Annotated in this window: 16 protein-coding genes; 2 read left to right on the forward strand and 14 right to left on the reverse strand. The window is 39.9% G+C overall.

Annotation, left to right across the window (positions count from 1 at the left end):
- Positions 1-220 precede the first annotated feature (220 nt).
- Complete coding sequence (gene rpmB, locus ACFSY7_RS07330) at positions 221-409, forward strand: 50S ribosomal protein L28 (RefSeq protein ID WP_010286489.1); 189 nt, start codon at positions 221-223, stop codon at positions 407-409.
- A 233-nt stretch (positions 410-642) separates the two neighbouring features.
- Here rpmB and ACFSY7_RS07335 read toward each other — a convergent pair whose 3' ends face one another.
- The 14 genes from ACFSY7_RS07335 to ACFSY7_RS07400 form a co-directional block, all read right to left on the reverse strand.
- Positions 643-1,293 (reverse strand): thiamine diphosphokinase, encoded by a 651-nt coding sequence (locus ACFSY7_RS07335; protein WP_380147393.1) that lies wholly within the window; start codon positions 1,291-1,293, stop codon positions 643-645.
- Entirely contained in the window at positions 1,293-1,955 is a 663-nt protein-coding gene (rpe, locus tag ACFSY7_RS07340; RefSeq protein ID WP_020189404.1) for a ribulose-phosphate 3-epimerase, read from the reverse strand. The genes ACFSY7_RS07335 and rpe overlap by 1 nt, the downstream gene beginning before the upstream one ends.
- 4 nt (positions 1,956-1,959) lie before the next feature.
- Entirely contained in the window at positions 1,960-2,841 is an 882-nt protein-coding gene (rsgA, locus tag ACFSY7_RS07345) for a ribosome small subunit-dependent GTPase A (protein WP_380147394.1), read from the reverse strand.
- A 10-nt stretch (positions 2,842-2,851) separates the two neighbouring features.
- On the reverse strand, positions 2,852-4,852 hold the full coding sequence (gene pknB / locus ACFSY7_RS07350) for a Stk1 family PASTA domain-containing Ser/Thr kinase (RefSeq protein WP_380147396.1): 2,001 nt from the start codon (positions 4,850-4,852) through the stop codon (positions 2,852-2,854).
- A gap of 3 nt (positions 4,853-4,855) precedes the next feature.
- The gene (locus tag ACFSY7_RS07355) at positions 4,856-5,593 is read right to left on the reverse strand and encodes a Stp1/IreP family PP2C-type Ser/Thr phosphatase (RefSeq protein WP_020189401.1); all 738 of its coding nucleotides are present in this window, start codon (positions 5,591-5,593) and stop codon (positions 4,856-4,858) included.
- 21 nt (positions 5,594-5,614) lie between these two features.
- Positions 5,615-6,727, reverse strand: coding sequence for a 23S rRNA (adenine(2503)-C(2))-methyltransferase RlmN (gene rlmN / locus ACFSY7_RS07360; RefSeq protein WP_380147397.1), 1,113 nt, complete (start codon positions 6,725-6,727; stop codon positions 5,615-5,617).
- Positions 6,728-6,790: 63 nt separating this feature from the next.
- Positions 6,791-8,146: a 16S rRNA (cytosine(967)-C(5))-methyltransferase RsmB gene (gene rsmB / locus ACFSY7_RS07365; protein WP_380147398.1), complete on the reverse strand. Its 1,356-nt coding sequence runs from the start codon at positions 8,144-8,146 to the stop codon at positions 6,791-6,793.
- Positions 8,143-9,084, reverse strand: a complete 942-nt coding sequence (gene fmt, locus ACFSY7_RS07370; RefSeq protein WP_126990785.1) for a methionyl-tRNA formyltransferase — start codon at positions 9,082-9,084, stop codon at positions 8,143-8,145. The genes rsmB and fmt overlap by 4 nt, the downstream gene beginning before the upstream one ends.
- Positions 9,084-9,590, reverse strand: a complete 507-nt coding sequence (gene def / locus ACFSY7_RS07375; RefSeq protein ID WP_020189397.1) for a peptide deformylase — start codon at positions 9,588-9,590, stop codon at positions 9,084-9,086. Before def ends, fmt begins: the two co-directional genes overlap by 1 nt.
- A gap of 13 nt (positions 9,591-9,603) precedes the next feature.
- Positions 9,604-12,012 carry a primosomal protein N' gene (priA, locus tag ACFSY7_RS07380; RefSeq protein ID WP_380147399.1) on the reverse strand — a complete coding sequence of 803 codons (2,409 nt, stop codon included), beginning with the start codon at positions 12,010-12,012 and terminating at the stop codon, positions 9,604-9,606.
- Positions 12,009-13,211 carry a bifunctional phosphopantothenoylcysteine decarboxylase/phosphopantothenate--cysteine ligase CoaBC gene (coaBC, locus tag ACFSY7_RS07385; protein WP_380147400.1) on the reverse strand — a complete coding sequence of 401 codons (1,203 nt, stop codon included), beginning with the start codon at positions 13,209-13,211 and terminating at the stop codon, positions 12,009-12,011. The genes priA and coaBC overlap by 4 nt, the downstream gene beginning before the upstream one ends.
- 92 nt (positions 13,212-13,303) lie before the next feature.
- Complete coding sequence (gene rpoZ, locus ACFSY7_RS07390; RefSeq protein WP_020189394.1) at positions 13,304-13,528, reverse strand: DNA-directed RNA polymerase subunit omega; 225 nt, start codon at positions 13,526-13,528, stop codon at positions 13,304-13,306.
- Positions 13,529-13,531: 3 nt separating this feature from the next.
- On the reverse strand, positions 13,532-14,152 hold the full coding sequence (gene gmk / locus ACFSY7_RS07395) for a guanylate kinase (protein ID WP_020189393.1): 621 nt from the start codon (positions 14,150-14,152) through the stop codon (positions 13,532-13,534).
- Positions 14,153-14,202: 50 nt separating this feature from the next.
- A complete protein-coding gene (locus tag ACFSY7_RS07400) occupies positions 14,203-15,078 on the reverse strand; it encodes a YicC/YloC family endoribonuclease (protein WP_126990789.1) in 876 nt (291 codons plus the stop codon).
- Positions 15,079-15,237: 159 nt separating this feature from the next.
- On the opposite strand from ACFSY7_RS07400, the gene ACFSY7_RS07405 reads away from it, so the two are divergent.
- A complete protein-coding gene (locus tag ACFSY7_RS07405; protein WP_380147401.1) occupies positions 15,238-16,923 on the forward strand; it encodes an Rqc2 family fibronectin-binding protein in 1,686 nt (561 codons plus the stop codon).
- The last annotated feature ends 112 nt before the right edge of the window (positions 16,924-17,035 follow it).

Genomic DNA, 17,035 nt, shown 5'->3' on the forward strand with positions numbered 1-17,035 from the left:
CTAAAATTAACTTCACTTTATTGTACTATACAAAATCTTATTATAAAAGATTCCGCTGTATTCGTCCATTTTTGCACAAAACATAGTGTAAAGGTTTTTTTCTTGAAAGTCTAGGATTTAGTTATTGCAAAGTGCCAATCTGTATGTTAAATTATTATAGTATGTGAAATACCGAAGTGAAACACACTCTTTCAACTTCTTAAATGAGGAGGAAATTAATATGCCTAAACAATGCGTAATTACTGGACGTAAATCTCGTTCTGGTAACAACCGTTCACACGCTATGAACGCTTCTAAACGTACTTGGGGTGCAAACTTACAAAAAGTTCGTATCTTAGTAAACGGCAAACCTAAACGTGTTTGGGTTTCTGCACGTGCACTTAAATCAGGTAAAGTTGAACGCGTATAATTTTTAGCGCTGTCGAGACACCTTGCTATAAGCAAGGTGTTTTTTTGTACAAACAAAAAGAAGAGGCTGGGACAAAACACGTCATTTTCCTTTTTTAGCGTTCGCAACGAAAAACCGGAACCGCGTCACAGCGCGATTCCGGTTTTTCTTATGCTCCTATGAGAGGTGATTTCTACACGTATGTCAAAGCATCTTTTCTTATACTCATCAATTTTAATTAGATTTCTTTTTGTTTAGTCGTTGCTACGAATCATCAATAAAGCGCCCTCTGAAAAGCTAACAGTCGCGGACGCACTGATAACCTCATTACTCGTAAAACGCGTTGTACCCATTTGTACAAGCTCTGAATGTGTTTCATAGGCTACTCCCTTTAATGTTACGTCCGGAACATCTCGTCCAAAGGCAAAAAAGGACATATATTTATAGCGTTGATCATAAGGTAAACGTGATGTCCCTGGTAAAATAAAGCGCACTTCATTTGTTTTATTCATTAAACGAATCGAACAGTTAGGTGCTTCCTTTTGTAAACGATACACTAAATGTAAATTTGATTCATAATGATCTAAGCGACCACCTGTAGCACCTGTTACGGTAATTTTTTGTGGTTTCATTTCTAAAGCGCGGATAATGGCAAGTTCAGTATCCGTTTCATCTTTCTCTGGTTCATGGCGCTCAATAGTCTTCACTTCTCGTTCTACTCGCTGCCACTCTTCAATTGTTAATGAATCAAAATCACCGACTGCCATTGTAGGTATAATTCCTTTATCTAATAAATAAATCGTGCCGTGGTCCGCTCCAATAAAGACGGCATCATCAAAAGAAAGGAGGATGTCGCGTTCTGCGACCTCCTCCTCTGGACCTCCTGCACAAATAATAACGTGCATTAAAGCGCCGCTTCTCCGGCTTCTTTAATTGCTTTTAAAGCAGCGGTACGATCTTCTTTACCGAAGATAGCGGAACCTGCAACAAAAATTGTTGCACCTGCTTGTGCACAAGGTACGATTGTTTCGGCGTTGACGCCTCCGTCGATTTCAATCGCAACATCTAAATTTTTCTCTTTAATAATATCTGATAGCTCTTTAATTTTTGGTACAACAGAATGAATGAATTTTTGACCACCAAAGCCTGGATTTACTGTCATAAATAGCACCATATCAATATCTTCTAAAACATGCTTAATTGTTTCAATGGGTGTATGTGGGTTTAAAACAACACCTGGTTTTACGCCATATGAGCGAATCAATTGAATCGTACGATGTAAATGACGGCAAGCTTCTACATGGACCGTAATATACGCTGCGCCTGCTTTCGCAAATTGCTCGATGTATTGGTCTGGATTTTCAATCATTAAATGAACATCTAATGGTAACTCTGTATGTGGACGAATCGCATCCATAGCAATTGAACCAAATGAAATATTTGGCACGAAATGGCCATCCATTACATCAACGTGAATTAAATCCGCGCCTGCTTTTTCGACATCTTTCACTTCTTCAACAAGTTTACCAAAATCTGCTGCTAGAATTGATGGTGCAATTTTAATCATAATATTAGTACCTCGGCTTTCTATCTGTTATCTCTTGTAGGAATTGTAGATAATGATCATAGCGATATTGCTGTAAATCACCTGCTTCTAGTGCTGCTTTAACGGCACATTTAGGCTCTTTCACATGTAAACAACCACGGAATTTGCAGTTTTCTGAGAGACGCGCTAAATCTGGGAAGCAGTATGTTAATTCCTCTTTCTCTATTGTATCAAAATCAAATGAACTAAAACCAGGTGTATCCGCAATTAATCCACCTGCTACTTCGATTAATTCAACATGGCGTGTCGTGTGTTTACCACGACCAAGTGCATCAGAAATAACACCCGTTTTTAAATTCAATTGTGGCATTAACGTATTCAACAGTGTTGATTTACCAACACCTGATTGCCCAGCAAGCACAGACGTTTTCCCTGCTAATAGCGGCGTTAATTTCCCTAAAATAGAAGCATCGTCTTTAAACGTTTCAATAACCGTGTAGCTAATCCCCTCATAATCCGCAATATAGCGTGCCATATCTTCACGTTTTTCTGCTGGGAGTAAATCCATTTTCGTTAAGCAAATAAGCGGTTGAATATGGAATGATTCGAGTACAACTAAAAAGCGGTCCAATAAAATCGTATTAAAATCAGGTTCTACGACAGAGAACACTAAAATTGCTTGATCAATATTTGCAATCGGTGGTCGCACAAGTTCATTCTTTCGCTCTGCAATCTTTGTCAACGTGCCATCATTATTTCCTTCCACCTCATACTCTACAAAATCTCCAACGAGTGGTGTAATGCCACGTTTACGAAAGACCCCACGTCCTCTCGTTTGAATAAGTTGTTCTCCATCTTGTACATAATAAAAGCCACTTAATGCTTTTCGAATTTGGCCTGTTGCCATATACTGCCTCCTATAAATCGTCGTAAAGGATTGTTTCGTCATAAATCGTCTCACCATCACGCGTAATACGATAAATGCCTTCTTCATCCTCTTCAATTACTAATTTTAATCGTTTTGTTGTTGTTTCCGTAATCGAGAATGTTTGATATACATCCTCTATAGAATGATCTTTATCTTGAATATAAATATCAATTTTTTGTGGTATTGGCTCTTCTTGTTCCGTATCTGACTCTTCTTCAGTTGCCGGTTCTTCAGTAGTTGCTTCATCGTACGGAATTTCAATCGTACGAATTAACGTTTTAGATGTTTTTTCAGCTGGACCTTTTGATAAAACGACTGTCACATCACTACCAGCACTTAGTTGTGTGCCAGCAGCAGGTGATTGTGATAGCACTTGCTCCTTCTCAAAAGTTTCTGAGTACTCTTCTCCGGTAATCCGAATGTTCACACCTGTCTGTGCTGCATAATCCTGAAGCTGTGATTTAGAATAGCCAAGTAAATTCGTTAGCTCAAATGTCTCAATACCTTTACTCACTGTCAATGTTACAGTCGTTTCTTCTGGTACGACTGATTTTCCAGCAGCTGGCTTTTGGCTTAAAATCTCATCGACTTCTTTAGAAGAATATTTTCGCTTCACCTTCACCTCAAAGCCTTGTTGTTCAAGTAATTGTTGTACTTGTCCAACATCACGCGCTACATAATCATTTAATGTCACCTGACGTTTACCGTTTGAAATCACTAAATCAATTTCGGTATTTTTATCAACTTTTTTCCCAGCCGATGGTGTAGTCGTAATAATATTGCCATCCGCGATATCATCAGAAGACTGGTTTTTTCGTTCGCCAATTGTTAAGCCCGCATTTTGAATTTCTGTTAGTGCTTTTTCAAGTGAAATATCGGTTACATCTGGCACTTCTACTTGCTGTGCTTTAAATAAACTCGGGAATAAAATAAGTGCTGCTAAAAATAAAATCATCAATATCCCTAATATGCCCAATGTGATAAGCCACTTATTACGTTTTCTCTTTTTCGGTGTTTCTTCGACTGGTTTTGGTGTAGGCTTTTGCTCTACTTCCATCACACGCGTCGCCTCATCATCTTCAGGACTTGGCGTAAAGTCACGAATAACTGGTAACGCCTTTGTCTTATCCATATCTTCTGGCACGACAAATTTCGGTTCATTACTACGCGTATCATCAAGCACCGTTTCTAAATCTTCACGCATCGCTTCGACTGATAGATAGCGGTATTTGGGATCTTTAGCTGTTGCCTTTAAAACTACATTTTCTAAGCTCTGGGGAATAGATGGTACGATTTTTCTGACAGATGGCGTTTCAGCCTGTAAATGCTTTAATGCAATCGATACCGCTGATTCCCCGGAAAATGGCAACTGCCCAGTTAATAATTCATACAGGACAATGCCTAACGCATACATATCCGATTTAACAGTGGCAATACCGCCACGTGCCTGCTCTGGCGATAAATAATGCACCGTTCCTAGCACAGAATTTGTCTTCGTAAAGGACGTTGCCGACAACGCCATTGCAATACCAAAATCGGTAATTTTCACCGTACCATGTTCATCCATCAAAATATTTTGCGGCTTAATGTCTCGATGAATAATTTGATTTTGGTGCGCATGTGCAATAGCAGATGTTAATTGCAGCATAATCGTTACGGCACGCTTTGGCGATACGGGTGCATGTTGCTGAATATATTGCTTCAATGTTTGACCCTTTACATGCTCCATTACGAGATAATGCATATCAGCTTCTTCCCCTACATCATAAATCGATACGATATTAGGATGCGTTAAGCTTGTAGCAGATGATGCTTCCCGCTGAAAACGACGATGTAGTTCATCTTCATCAGTAAAATTATAACGTAATACTTTAATAGCAACATCACGGTCTAAAATCACATCATGCGCTAAATAGACGTTGGACATACCGCCGCCACCAATGAGTTCTAGGATTTTATAGCGGCCGCCAATACTCTTGCCAATAAGCATGCGCTACACCTCCTCTCGATCAGCTTCTAGTAGGATAAACGAAATATTATCTTCGCCGCCATACTCATTTGCTAACCTAACCAATGTTTGACCTTTTTGTTGAAGAAGTTCATCTTCCACGACGATGCTATGTAATTCAGAAGGTGTTAGCTTATTACTAAGACCATCTGAACAAATTAATAGATAGGAATAAGGCAACAATTGGACCTCATAATAGTCTGGTTCAATTGTTGCCTCAGTGCCTAAAGATTTAATAATGTAGTTTTTCTGTGGATGCGTTTTTGCTTCTTCTTCACTAATTTGGCCGGTTTCTACAAGAACATTCACAAAGGAATGATCTCGTGTGATTTGTTCTATTTGATTTGCTTGAATAAAATAAGCGCGACTATCCCCTACATGACAAATTGTCACATGTTGCTGCTCAATTAAAGCGGCGATAATCGTTGTTCCCATACCTTGGCATTCTTCATGTGTCAGCGAATAACGATAAATTTCTTTATTAACGCGCTTCACAGTTGCTGCAAGCCATTGTTTCTTCGCTTCTCTATCGAGTGTCTCTACTTGCTCAAATGCTTGCTTAAATCCTTCAACTGCCATTGTGCTTGCGACATCACCGGCATTATGACCGCCCATGCCATCTGCAACAACTGCTAATTGAAGGTTTCCTCGCGATAAGAGTAGCGTTCGATCTTCATTTACCGAGCGCTTTTTTCCAATATCACTTTCAACCGTAAATCTCAAGGCACTTCACCTCTTTAACAATTAGTGTGCTGTTTCTTCTTCACGTTCTTGTGCACGTAATTGACCACAAGCAGCCGCGATGTCAGAACCTTGCTCACGACGAATTGTTACGTTAATACCACGGTCTTTTAATGTGCGCTCAAAAGCAAAAATACTGCTACGTGATGTACGAACATAATCACGTTCTGGCACGTAGTTAATCGGAATTAAATTGACATGACATTTAATGTCTTTAATTAAGTCTGCTAACTCATTTGCCACGTCTGTCGAATCATTTTGACCAGACATTAAGCCATATTCAAAACTTACACGACGACCTGTTTTTTCTGTATAATATTTAACCGCATCAAGCAATTCGTTTAATTTATATGCTTTTGCGATTGGCATTAATTTTTGACGTGCTTCTTGGTTTGGTGCATGTAATGATACGGCGAAGTTGATTTGTAATTCTTCATCCGCAAATTTATAAATTTTTGGCACAATACCAGAAGTTGATACTGTAATATGACGCGCACCGATATTTAATGATTGGTCATGGTTGATAATACGCAAGAATTGCATCATGTTGTCATAGTTATCGAACGGTTCCCCGATACCCATAATAACAACGCTTGATACACGTTCGTCTAATTCATCTAATTGACGTTGTACTTTCACAACTTGTTCCACGATTTCACCTGCTAATAAGTGACGTTTTAAACCACCTAATGTTGAAGCACAGAATGTACAACCGATACGACAACCTACTTGTGTTGTGACACAAATAGAATTTCCGTAGTCATGACGCATTAATACCGTTTCAATTGAATAGCCATCTTGTAATTGGAATAAAAATTTAATCGTACCATCTTTTGATTCTTGTTTTACAAGTGTTGATAACGTACTTAGCGCAAAGCTAGCTGCTAATTTATCGCGTAAGCCTTTTGATAGATTACTCATTTCTTCAAATGAACCAACACGTTTTACATAAAGCCAATCGAAAATTTGTTTTGCACGGAATGATTTTTCGCCATTATCTTTTAACCACTGCTCTAAATCTTTTGGTAGTAAAGAGTAAATTGATTCTTGTAAGACTGGCTTTTCTTTTTTGACACGTTTTTTTTCAGTTACTGGTTTTAAAATTTCTTGTTCCACGTTGGAATCTCCTTATTACTGTGGCTTAGAGGCCGTAGCCTGTTCAGCACTTAGTTATTTCACTTAGCTTTGTTTCACGAATGATGCGACAAAGAAACCGTCGCTATTAAAATCTTGTGGAAATACTTGCATCATACCACTGTCGCGTAATTCTTGCGCAGCTTCAGGTGCATTAGAGACAGGTGAAAGCTTCATATCTGGATGCTTCGCTAAAAATGCCTCCACTGTTCCGTTGTTCTCCATTTTATCAATTGTACACGTACTGTAAACCATTTTGCCTTGAGGTTTTAATAATTCATAGGCAGAATCCAATAAATCAAGCTGAATTGCATGTAATGAAGCAAAGTCTGATTCTGATTTTGTGTACTTAATATCTGGCTTACGACGAATCACGCCTAAGCCACTACATGGTGCATCGACTAAAACACGGTCAAATGACTGTTTCTCAAATTGTTCTTGTGCTTTACGACCATCTAACAATTGTGGCTTGATAATTGATAAACCTAAACGATCTGCATTTTCTTGAATCAATTTAATTTTATGTTTATGAAGGTCTGTTGCAATTAACTCGCCTTCATTATTCATTTTTTCAGCGATATGCGTTGTTTTACCACCAGGGGCTGCACACATATCATAGACGCGCATACCAGGCGCTACATCTAATGCATACGCAGGTAGCATTGAGCTTTCATCTTGAATAGTAATAATCCCCTCAGCAAAAGCATTTGAACGTGCTGGTTGACCTTCTAGGACATGCAGACATTCTGGAATGTTTTCGCTACGACGCACAGAAAATTTTTCATCCCATAACGCTTCTAGACCACCGCGCGTATCCGCCTTGATTGAATTGACACGTACAGTTTGAAGTGGTGGTAGATTATTTTCGATTAACATATCTTCTGTTGCTTCAATACCGAATCCATCAATATAGCGACGAACAAGCCACTCTGGGTGACTTGTTTCTACAGAAATACGCACAGCTGGATCTTTGATGGCTGTTGTTTCACGTAAGCCTTCACGTAAAATCGAGCGTAAAATACCATTTACAGTCGCGCTAACGCCACGGTGACGTGCACGATGTTTTGCGATTTCTACCGCTTCATTTACTGCCGCATGGTCTGGAATTTTATCAAGATATGCAATTTGATAAAGTGCTAGACGTAATAGCCAGCGTACCCATGTATCTAATTTTCCGCGTACATACGGCTCTAAATAATAATCTAATGTTAATTTATATTGTAATGTGCCATAAGTTAATTCCGTTAATAAACCACGGTCTTTTGCTGAAATATTATATTTCTCAATTGTTTTATGAAGTAATAAATTACTGTAGGCTTGCTTTTCATCAACGGCTAATAAAATCGTTAAGGCTGCGTCACGTACATTTCCGTCCCAAATGACGGCTTTCTTTTTACTCATTCAAATAAATCCCCAATCGCTAATTTTGAGCCTACACCGTTTAAATAGTTCACAGCTGGCATCGCTTTTTTTCCTGCTGGTTGAATTTCTAGCACATCAACCGCTGTTCCTTCACCACACGCTACAGTAAAGAATTTTTTTGCTTTGGCAACGACTGTGCCTGGTGCGGCTGTTGTTGTTTCTGCAGACTCACGTACAGCCCATATTTTGACGTTTTCATCCGCGAATGTCGTATAGGCAACTGGCCAAGAGTTTAAGCCACGTACTTGATTAAATACGGTACGCGCTGATTTTGTCCAATCAATGCGCTCTTGCTCGCGTGAAATATTATGTGCAAATGTCACAAGTGATTCGTCTTGTGGTGTGCGGCTATTTGTTCCTGCCACAATCGCTGGAATTGTTTCTTTTAGTAGGTCACGACCAATGATGCTTAATTCATCGAATAATTGACCCGTTGTATGATGGTCTTCGATTGTGATAGCACGTTGTGAAATAATATCACCTGCATCTAATTTTTCAGCCATATACATAATCGTAACACCTGTTTCAGCTTCTCCATCTAAGACAGCTTGGTGAATTGGTGCACCCCCTCGGTATTTAGGTAGTAGCGATGCGTGGACATTAACACAACCTAGTTTTGGTGTATCAAGTAACGATTTCGGTAAAATTTGACCAAAAGCAGCAGTTACAACTAAATCTGGATTTAGTGCAATAATTTGTTGTAACTCTTCTGAGCCACGTAATTTTTCAGGTTGAATAACTGGTAAGCCTAACTCAAGCGCTGCCGCTTTTACTGGTGGTGGCGTTAAGATACGTTTACGGCCTACTGGACGGTCTGGCTGTGTGACAACAGCTAATACGTCATAACCTTCCTCAACTAGCATTTGAAGGACTGGTACTGAAAAATTCGGTGTACCCATAAATACGATAGACGTCATTATTCTTCCTCCCCAAACATATCAGCCATTTCTTCTGGCGTATACATTTTTGATGCTTTTGTTGTGAATAATACCCCGTGTAAATGGTCAATTTCATGTTGAATAACACGCGCATCATAGCCGATTGCTTCTAATTTATATGTTTTACCGAAGCGGTCTTCAAATTCCACACGGACACCATTAGCACGCTCTACATCACCAAATTGCTCTGGGATGCTTAGGCAACCTTCTAAATCAACATTCGTATCTGTTGAATATTGAACGATTTCTGGATTGATTAATTCTAAGATTTCTTCCTCTTCTTCAGAATCAATATTCATTAAAACGATAACGGCTTGTAATGATTGGTTGACTTGTGGTGCGGCAATCCCAACACCCTCACTTTCAACCATTGTTTCATACATATCATCTAATAATTTATGCAGTTTTGCATCAAATTTTGTGACAGGTTTTGCTTCTGCTAACAAGATGTCAGCTGGTTCTGTTACTACGTTTAAAATAGCCATAAAATCCTCTTTTCTATATGGACGATGGGTCGAGATCGACGAATAATTGTACGCCGTCTTTTATCCAATCCGTACGATACATTCTAATTAATTGTTTCAATGCCTCAATCAAATTAGGCTCTACTTTATATTTTATCAAACATTGATAGCGATATCTATTTTGGATTCGACTAATTGATGCTGGTGTTGGACCAATTAAGCCAACTTGTGGCGATAAATTTGCTTGAATGAAGCGCATCGCTTGGTGTGCATAGTCCGACGCCTTCATGGCATTTTCATGACTAATTTGAATAAGGACAACAAAAAAGTATGGCGGATAGCTAAAACGATGGCGCATTTTCATTTCGCGTTTATAAAATGGTTCATAATCTTGTGATTGTGCAAGCTCAATTGCATAATGTTCTGGCGTATACGTTTGAATAACGACCTGTCCCGGTAGTTCATGACGTCCGGCACGACCACTGACCTGTGTTAGTAGCTGGAATGTCTTCTCTGCTGCTCGGAAGTCTGGTAAGTTCAGCGACGTATCAGCACTCATAACACCAACAAGCGTAATATTCGGGAAATCCAGTCCCTTCGCAATCATTTGTGTACCAAGTAAAATATCTGCTTCACCACGACCAAAAGCATCTAAAATGCGCTCGTGTGCCCCTTTTTGACGTGTTGTATCCACATCCATTCGTAGCACACGCGCTTCTGGGAATACTTTATGCAATTCCTCTTCAATCTTTTGCGTTCCTGTACCAAAGAAGCGAATATGCTCACTTTGACAGCTTGGACAAACCTTTGGCATCGGTTCCTCATAGCCACAATAGTGACAGCGTAAGGAATGCGATGTTTTATGATACGTTAATGAAATATCACAATTTTTACATTGCACAACCGTTCCACAGTCTCGACATAATACGAACGATGAAAAGCCACGGCGATTTAAAAACAGCACCATTTGTTCCCCGCGCTCAAGACGCTCACGAATCCCTTGTGCTAATATAGTAGAAAACATCGAACGATTCCCTTTATGTAGCTCATCACGCATATCAACAATTTCAACGCTTGGTAATGCTTGATGCTTCGCACGTTCAGTTAGTTTTAATAACGTGTATCGTCCTTTTTGTGCACGAGCGGATGACTCTAGTGCTGGTGTGGCACTCCCTAAAATAACCGGACAGTTATAAAACTGACTGCGCCAAATAGCTGCATCTCGTGCATGGTAACGCGGTGTGTCTTCTTGCTTGTATGTGGATTCATGCTCTTCATCTAAAATAATTAAGCCAATATTCGTAAATGGTGCAAAAACGGCCGAGCGCGCACCAACGACAACGCTCACTTCACCACGCTGTACTTTTCGCCACTCATCGTATTTTTCACCCATCGATAAGGCACTATGCATCACGGCTACCTTATCTCCAAAACGTGCACGGAATCGTTCCGTCATTTGTGGCGTTAATGAAATCTCAGGAACGAGTACAATCGACTGTTTTCCTTCGTTCATCACATGCTGAATAGCTTGTAAATAAACTTCCGTTTTCCCACTTCCGGTAACACCTTGCAGGAGAAATGTTTCCGCACGTTTCGCATCATAAGCAGCGTTAATGGACGTTAGTGCCTGTTGTTGCTCCTTTGTAAGCGTTAAAGCATTTGTTGCTTGCACTTCTTTTGAAAAAGGATCACGGTACGTTTCTTCATCTGTAAAGGTTGCCGCACCACGTTCTACAACACCCTTTAATACCGCATCTGACACGTCTAATAATGCTGCTAGTTCTGCTGGCACAAATTCTTCGCCTGCATGCTCAGACATCCACTGCACAACATGCAATTGCTTTTTCGCACGCGCTCCCATTGACTCTGCAAGTTCTTGTAAGAAAAATTTATCGTCATGTACTTTAATTTTACGAACCGTCTTCGCTTTCCCTTGCTGCTTTACGGCGGTAACCACTTCGACTTGGCCATCTCGAATCGCACGCTTTAAAGGTGCCAGTAAACCTTCTTTTTCAAATAGTTTATACGTTGAAATTTGTCGCTTCCCAAATACACGTTGAAGCGACTCATCTAGAGCTGTCACAGCCACGTTTAAAACGACTTTTTTCTCATATTTTGCACGCAATGCATTCGGTAGCATTACTTGTAGTGCATCAATTTCATAACATAATGTTTTTTGCGTCATCCACTTCGCCATCTCAAGCATTTCAGCTGTTAAAACAGGTGTTAAATCTAGTAGCTCCGCAATATCTTTTAACTTACCTGCCGGCACATCCGTCGTTTCACTAAATCCCACGACAAAGCCGAGGACATTGCGTCGGCCAAAGGGTACTTTGACACGACTGCCTGCCTCGACTAAATGGACTAACTGTTTTGGGACACCATAATCAAACGGGCGGTCAACTGGATAAGCGGACACATCAACAATTACTTTTGCAATCATTTTGCAACACCTGACTGTGCAATGATTGTTTCTAATAATTGCATTGCTAGGGCGCGTTTAGATGTGGACGGGAAATGTTGTACAAAATCATGGCCATATAAGGTCACTATATTTTGGTCCGCACCAAAGCCGCGATCTGTTTTTGACACATCATTGGCGATAATATAATCTGCATTTTTACGTGCTAATTTATCAAGTGCATACGTTTCCACATCATTTGTTTCAGCAGCAAAGCCGATTAACAGTTGATGTGTCTTTTGAGCGCCAAGCGTCGCTAAAATATCCGGTGTTCGCTCAAGCTCCATCTGTGTATCACCCTGCTGTTTTTTTACTTTCTGTTGTGCTGCCTGCTTTGGACGATAATCTGCTACTGCAGCTGCTTTAATGACATAATCTGCTGCGTCATAGCGCGATAAAATCGCTTCTAGCATCTGTTCGGCACTTTCAATCGCAATAACGGTCATACCACTTGGATCTGGTAGCGCTACGGGCCCATGTACAAGCGTCACAGCAGCACCTAAATCACGTGCTGCTTCCGCCATTGCATAGCCCATTTTGCCACTTGAGAAATTCGATAAGTAACGTACCGGATCGATTCTTTCTAGCGTAGGTCCAGCAGAAACAATCACTTGCTTGCCTTTTAGTGGTAAATTTTGTGGTTCAAAAAATTTACTCACTAGCGCTGTAATTTTTTCAGGCTCCTCTAAGCGGCCTTTCCCTACATAACCACATGCAAGATACCCAGCTGACGGCTCGATAAAACGAATACCATCTGCATAAAGACGGTCAATATTACGTAATACTGCTGGGTGGTCATACATATGGACGTTCATTGCTGGTGCAATCCAAACAGGTGCTGTTGTCGCAAGCAATGTTGTCGTCACCATATCGTCGGCAATGCCATTTGCTAGTTTCCCAATGACATTCGCTGTTGCTGGTGCTACAAGTACTAAATCCGCCCAGTCTGCTAAATCAATGTGAGCAATGACATGCGAATCTTTTTCATCAAATGTATCGTAAAATACATCATTTTTAGACATCACTTGAAAACTTAATGGGTTCACAAATTGACGTGCTGATTCTGTCATAATCACTTTCACATGTGCGCCAGCTTGCGTCAATTTACTAACAAGCGCAACGGCCTTATAGACAGCAATCCCACCAGACACACAAAGTAAAATCTTTTTATTCACAAGCATTCGTATTCCTCCCCAATAAAATAGAAAGCTCCCAAGAATCATACCTGGGAGCTTCTTCGATTCTCATCGAGTAATTGTTGTTGATGGCGAAATTAAACTTCGTCTTCGTATACTTTTGATTCGTCTTGTTTTTCTTTTGTTAAAACGCCTGCAGCTACTTCTTCAAGTGCTTTACCAACGTTTTTCACAGATTTATAATCGCTTAAAAGTTCAGCAGAACCCTCTTGCATAGTGCGCGCGCGTTTTGCAGCAAGGCTCACTAAAGAATATTTTGAATCAATTTTTGTTTTTAATACGTCAACTGATGGATAGATCATCGGTTATTTTTCCCCTTTCAACATAGCTAAATATTGTTTTTCTACACGTTCACGACGGCAGTGTTCAGCTAAAATAATAGCATTAATGCGCTCACATGCAAGCTCAACTTCATCATTTTCGACTACATAATCGTAAAGATTCATCATTTCAAGCTCTTCGTTTGCAGCAGCAATACGATTTTGAATAACTTCTTGCGATTCTGTACCGCGGCCGATTAAACGGTCTTGCAGTTCAGAAAGGCTCGGTGGCGCAAGGAAGATAAATAAAGCATGAGGTGCTTTTTCACGAATTTGTGTAGCGCCTTGTACTTCAATTTCTAAGAAAACGTCGCGACCAGCATCTAAAGTTTCATTAACATAGTCAATTGGCGTGCCATAGTAGTTGCCTACATATTCCGCATACTCTAGTAATTTGCCTTCTTCAATTAATTTTTCAAAGCCTTCTCGTTCTTTAAAGAAGTAGTCTACTCCATCTACTTCGCCTTCGCGCGGTTTACGCGTCGTCATTGAGATTGAGTATTCATAGTTCGTATCCGGTTGTGAGAATAATTCTTTACGTACAGTACCTTTACCGACACCAGACGGACCAGATAGGACAATTAATAATCCACGTTCTTTTATCATTTGTTCTCCCTCATCGTTCCAAATTAATTATTTTACATTTTTTTCAGTGATTATTCAATATTTTGAACTTGTTCTCGCATTTTTTCAAGAACCGATTTCATTTGCACCACTGCGACAAATGCTTCAGATGATTGATTTTTTGAACCAATCGTATTTGTTTCGCGATGAATCTCTTGCAAAAGGAAATCAAGCTTACGCCCAATTGAAATGTCCTCTGCTAGCGTTTCATCTAATTGTTTTAGGTGACTATTTAATCGATCTAGCTCTTCTGCTATATCAATTTTTTCCGCAAACACAGCAACTTCTGTTAACACACGTTCATCGACACTTGTACTTTCCGTTACTTCTTTGATTCGTAATAATAGCTTTTCGCGATACTTCACAACCGCATCATCTGATACGGCGCGAATGCAGTCGATTTGCTCGACAAGCTCTTGCTTAAAGCCACACATGACTTCATACAATACAGCACCCTCGCGCTCACGCATCGCAATTAAATTGTTTAGCGCCTCTGTCAAAGCATCACGAACTGCCTCAATCACTTCTTCATGCGGTAGTTGCGCGGTCTCTACTGTTAAAGCACCCTCTAGCTTTAGCAACTCCGTCATATCCCATTCTTCCTTTAAGGGAACCTCTGCTGCTAACTCTTTTCGCGCTGCTTTATACGCATTGACCAGTGGCCAATTAATAACCATTGTTTGTTCATGCTGATGATTTTCATTCACAAAGACAGAAACGTCTAATTTTCCGCGTGATACTTTTGATTGAATCAATTTTTTTGCGGCGAGTTCAGCTTCCATCCATTCTTTAGGAAAGCGGCTAGAAATCTCCAAGAAACGATGATTAACGGAACGGACCTCTACCGTTAATTGGAAATGTTCCGTTTGTGTGACACCCCTGCCAAATCCAGTCATGCTACGAACCAAGGTCAGTCACATCCTTCTTTGCATAATAGTATAAGTATAGCATAGCAACGAATATTTTTGCTTGTCGATTTAAAAAAATCAATGAATCGTTAAAAAGACACAGCACCCTTAAGAAATGGTAAAATAAAAGGACGTTAAAAATGAAAGAGGTTTTCGATTATGGCTTATGATGGCTTATTTACTGTCGCAATGACAAAAGAGCTTCAACAATTTGTCACAGGACGTATTGCTCGCGTCCATCAACCAAACTCACAAGAAATTATTTTAACCGTCCGTGCAAATGGACGTAATGATAAATTATTATTTTCGATTCATCCATCTTACGCACGTGTGCATCTAACAGAAAAAGCGATTGATAACCCACCTGAGCCGCCGATGTTTTGTACATTACTACGCAAGCATATCGAGGGTGGCTTTATCGAATCGATTGAACAGCTTGGTGCTGACCGCGTAATTGTCTTAACGATTACAGCAACCAATGAAATTGGTGACCCAATCACACGTAAACTATATGCTGAAATTATGGGTCGCCATAGTAATTTAATTCTCGTGGAAGAGCAAGGAAAAATCGTCGATAGCTTGAAACATTTACCACCGAGTGTCAATAGTTATCGTACAGTGCTGCCGGGCTTTGAATATATCGAGCCACCGAAGCAAGATAAAGAGAATCCACTGACGATTTCATTAAATGAATTAGATGATTTTTTTGGCATGCCACGTGAGCCTCAGGAAATCGTCCAAGAATTTGTTGGCTTTAGCCCACTGCATGCGAAGGAATTTGTACATCGTGTCAATACGGAAAGTTTATCGATGGCCGATGCCTTTCAACCATTTATTCAACAGTTTAAAGAGGGTGGCAATGAACCAACCTATATTGAGATTGGCAATAAAGTCTACTTCTCTCCAATCGCACTAACACATATCGATGAAAAGAAAACCGTCTACCCTAACTTAAGTAAACTGCTAGACCGTACATTTTTTGCACGCGCTGAGCGTGACCGCGTGAAGCAGCAAGCTGGTGATTTGGAGCGCTGGATTCATAGCGAATTAAGCAAATTACGCTTAAAACTTAAAAAATTAGACAAAGATTTAAAACGTGCGCAAACCCTAGATAAATATCAATTATACGGCGAACTTTTAATGGCCAATCTATATGCCTTTGAAAAAGGCCCTACAGAAGTAACTGTCACAAATTATTATACAAATGAGCCGATTACGATTCCAATTAGCGTGCGTAAAACACCGATTGAAAATGCGAAAAGCTATTATGCAAAATATAATAAGTACAAAAACGCACTTATCATGGTTCAAGAGCAGATCGATAAAACAAATGATGACATTCAATACTTTGAAATCATTATGCAACAAGTCGAGCAAGCTTCCCCTGCTGATATTGAAGAAATTCGTGAGGAATTAGCAGACCAAGGTTATTTGAAGTTAAAAAAATCAAAACGTCGGAAAAAATCGACACGTCCAAAGCCTGAGGAATACATTTCATCAACCGGGACGCGTATCTCCGTTGGGAAAAATAATAAGCAAAATGATTATTTAACATTTAAAATTGCCCGTAAAAATGAAATTTGGATGCATACAAAAGATATTCCAGGTTCCCATGTGGTCATTCACGAAGAAGAACCTGATGAACCAACAATGCGTGAAGCTGCAAATTTAGCAGCCTACTTTAGTAAGGCACGTGCATCAGGCTCTGTACCAGTAGATTATACGCAAGCACGTCATGTCAAAAAACCAAGCGGCGCAAAACCTGGCTTCGTCAATTATTTTGAACAAAAAACCATTTTCATCGATCCAGATGAAGATCAAATTATGAAATTAGAGCATCGCTAATAAAAAATGAGGCTGGGACAAAACCCTAGTCAATAAGAAAAGACATTCACGATTTTATTCAAATCATGAATGTCTTTTTTATCTGCTTGTCAGCCGTTGTTCATCGTTTCGG

Source organism: Kurthia populi (genome assembly GCF_042686175.1).
In the GTDB taxonomy this organism is placed as follows: Bacteria; Bacillota; Bacilli; order Bacillales_A; family Planococcaceae; genus Kurthia; species Kurthia populi.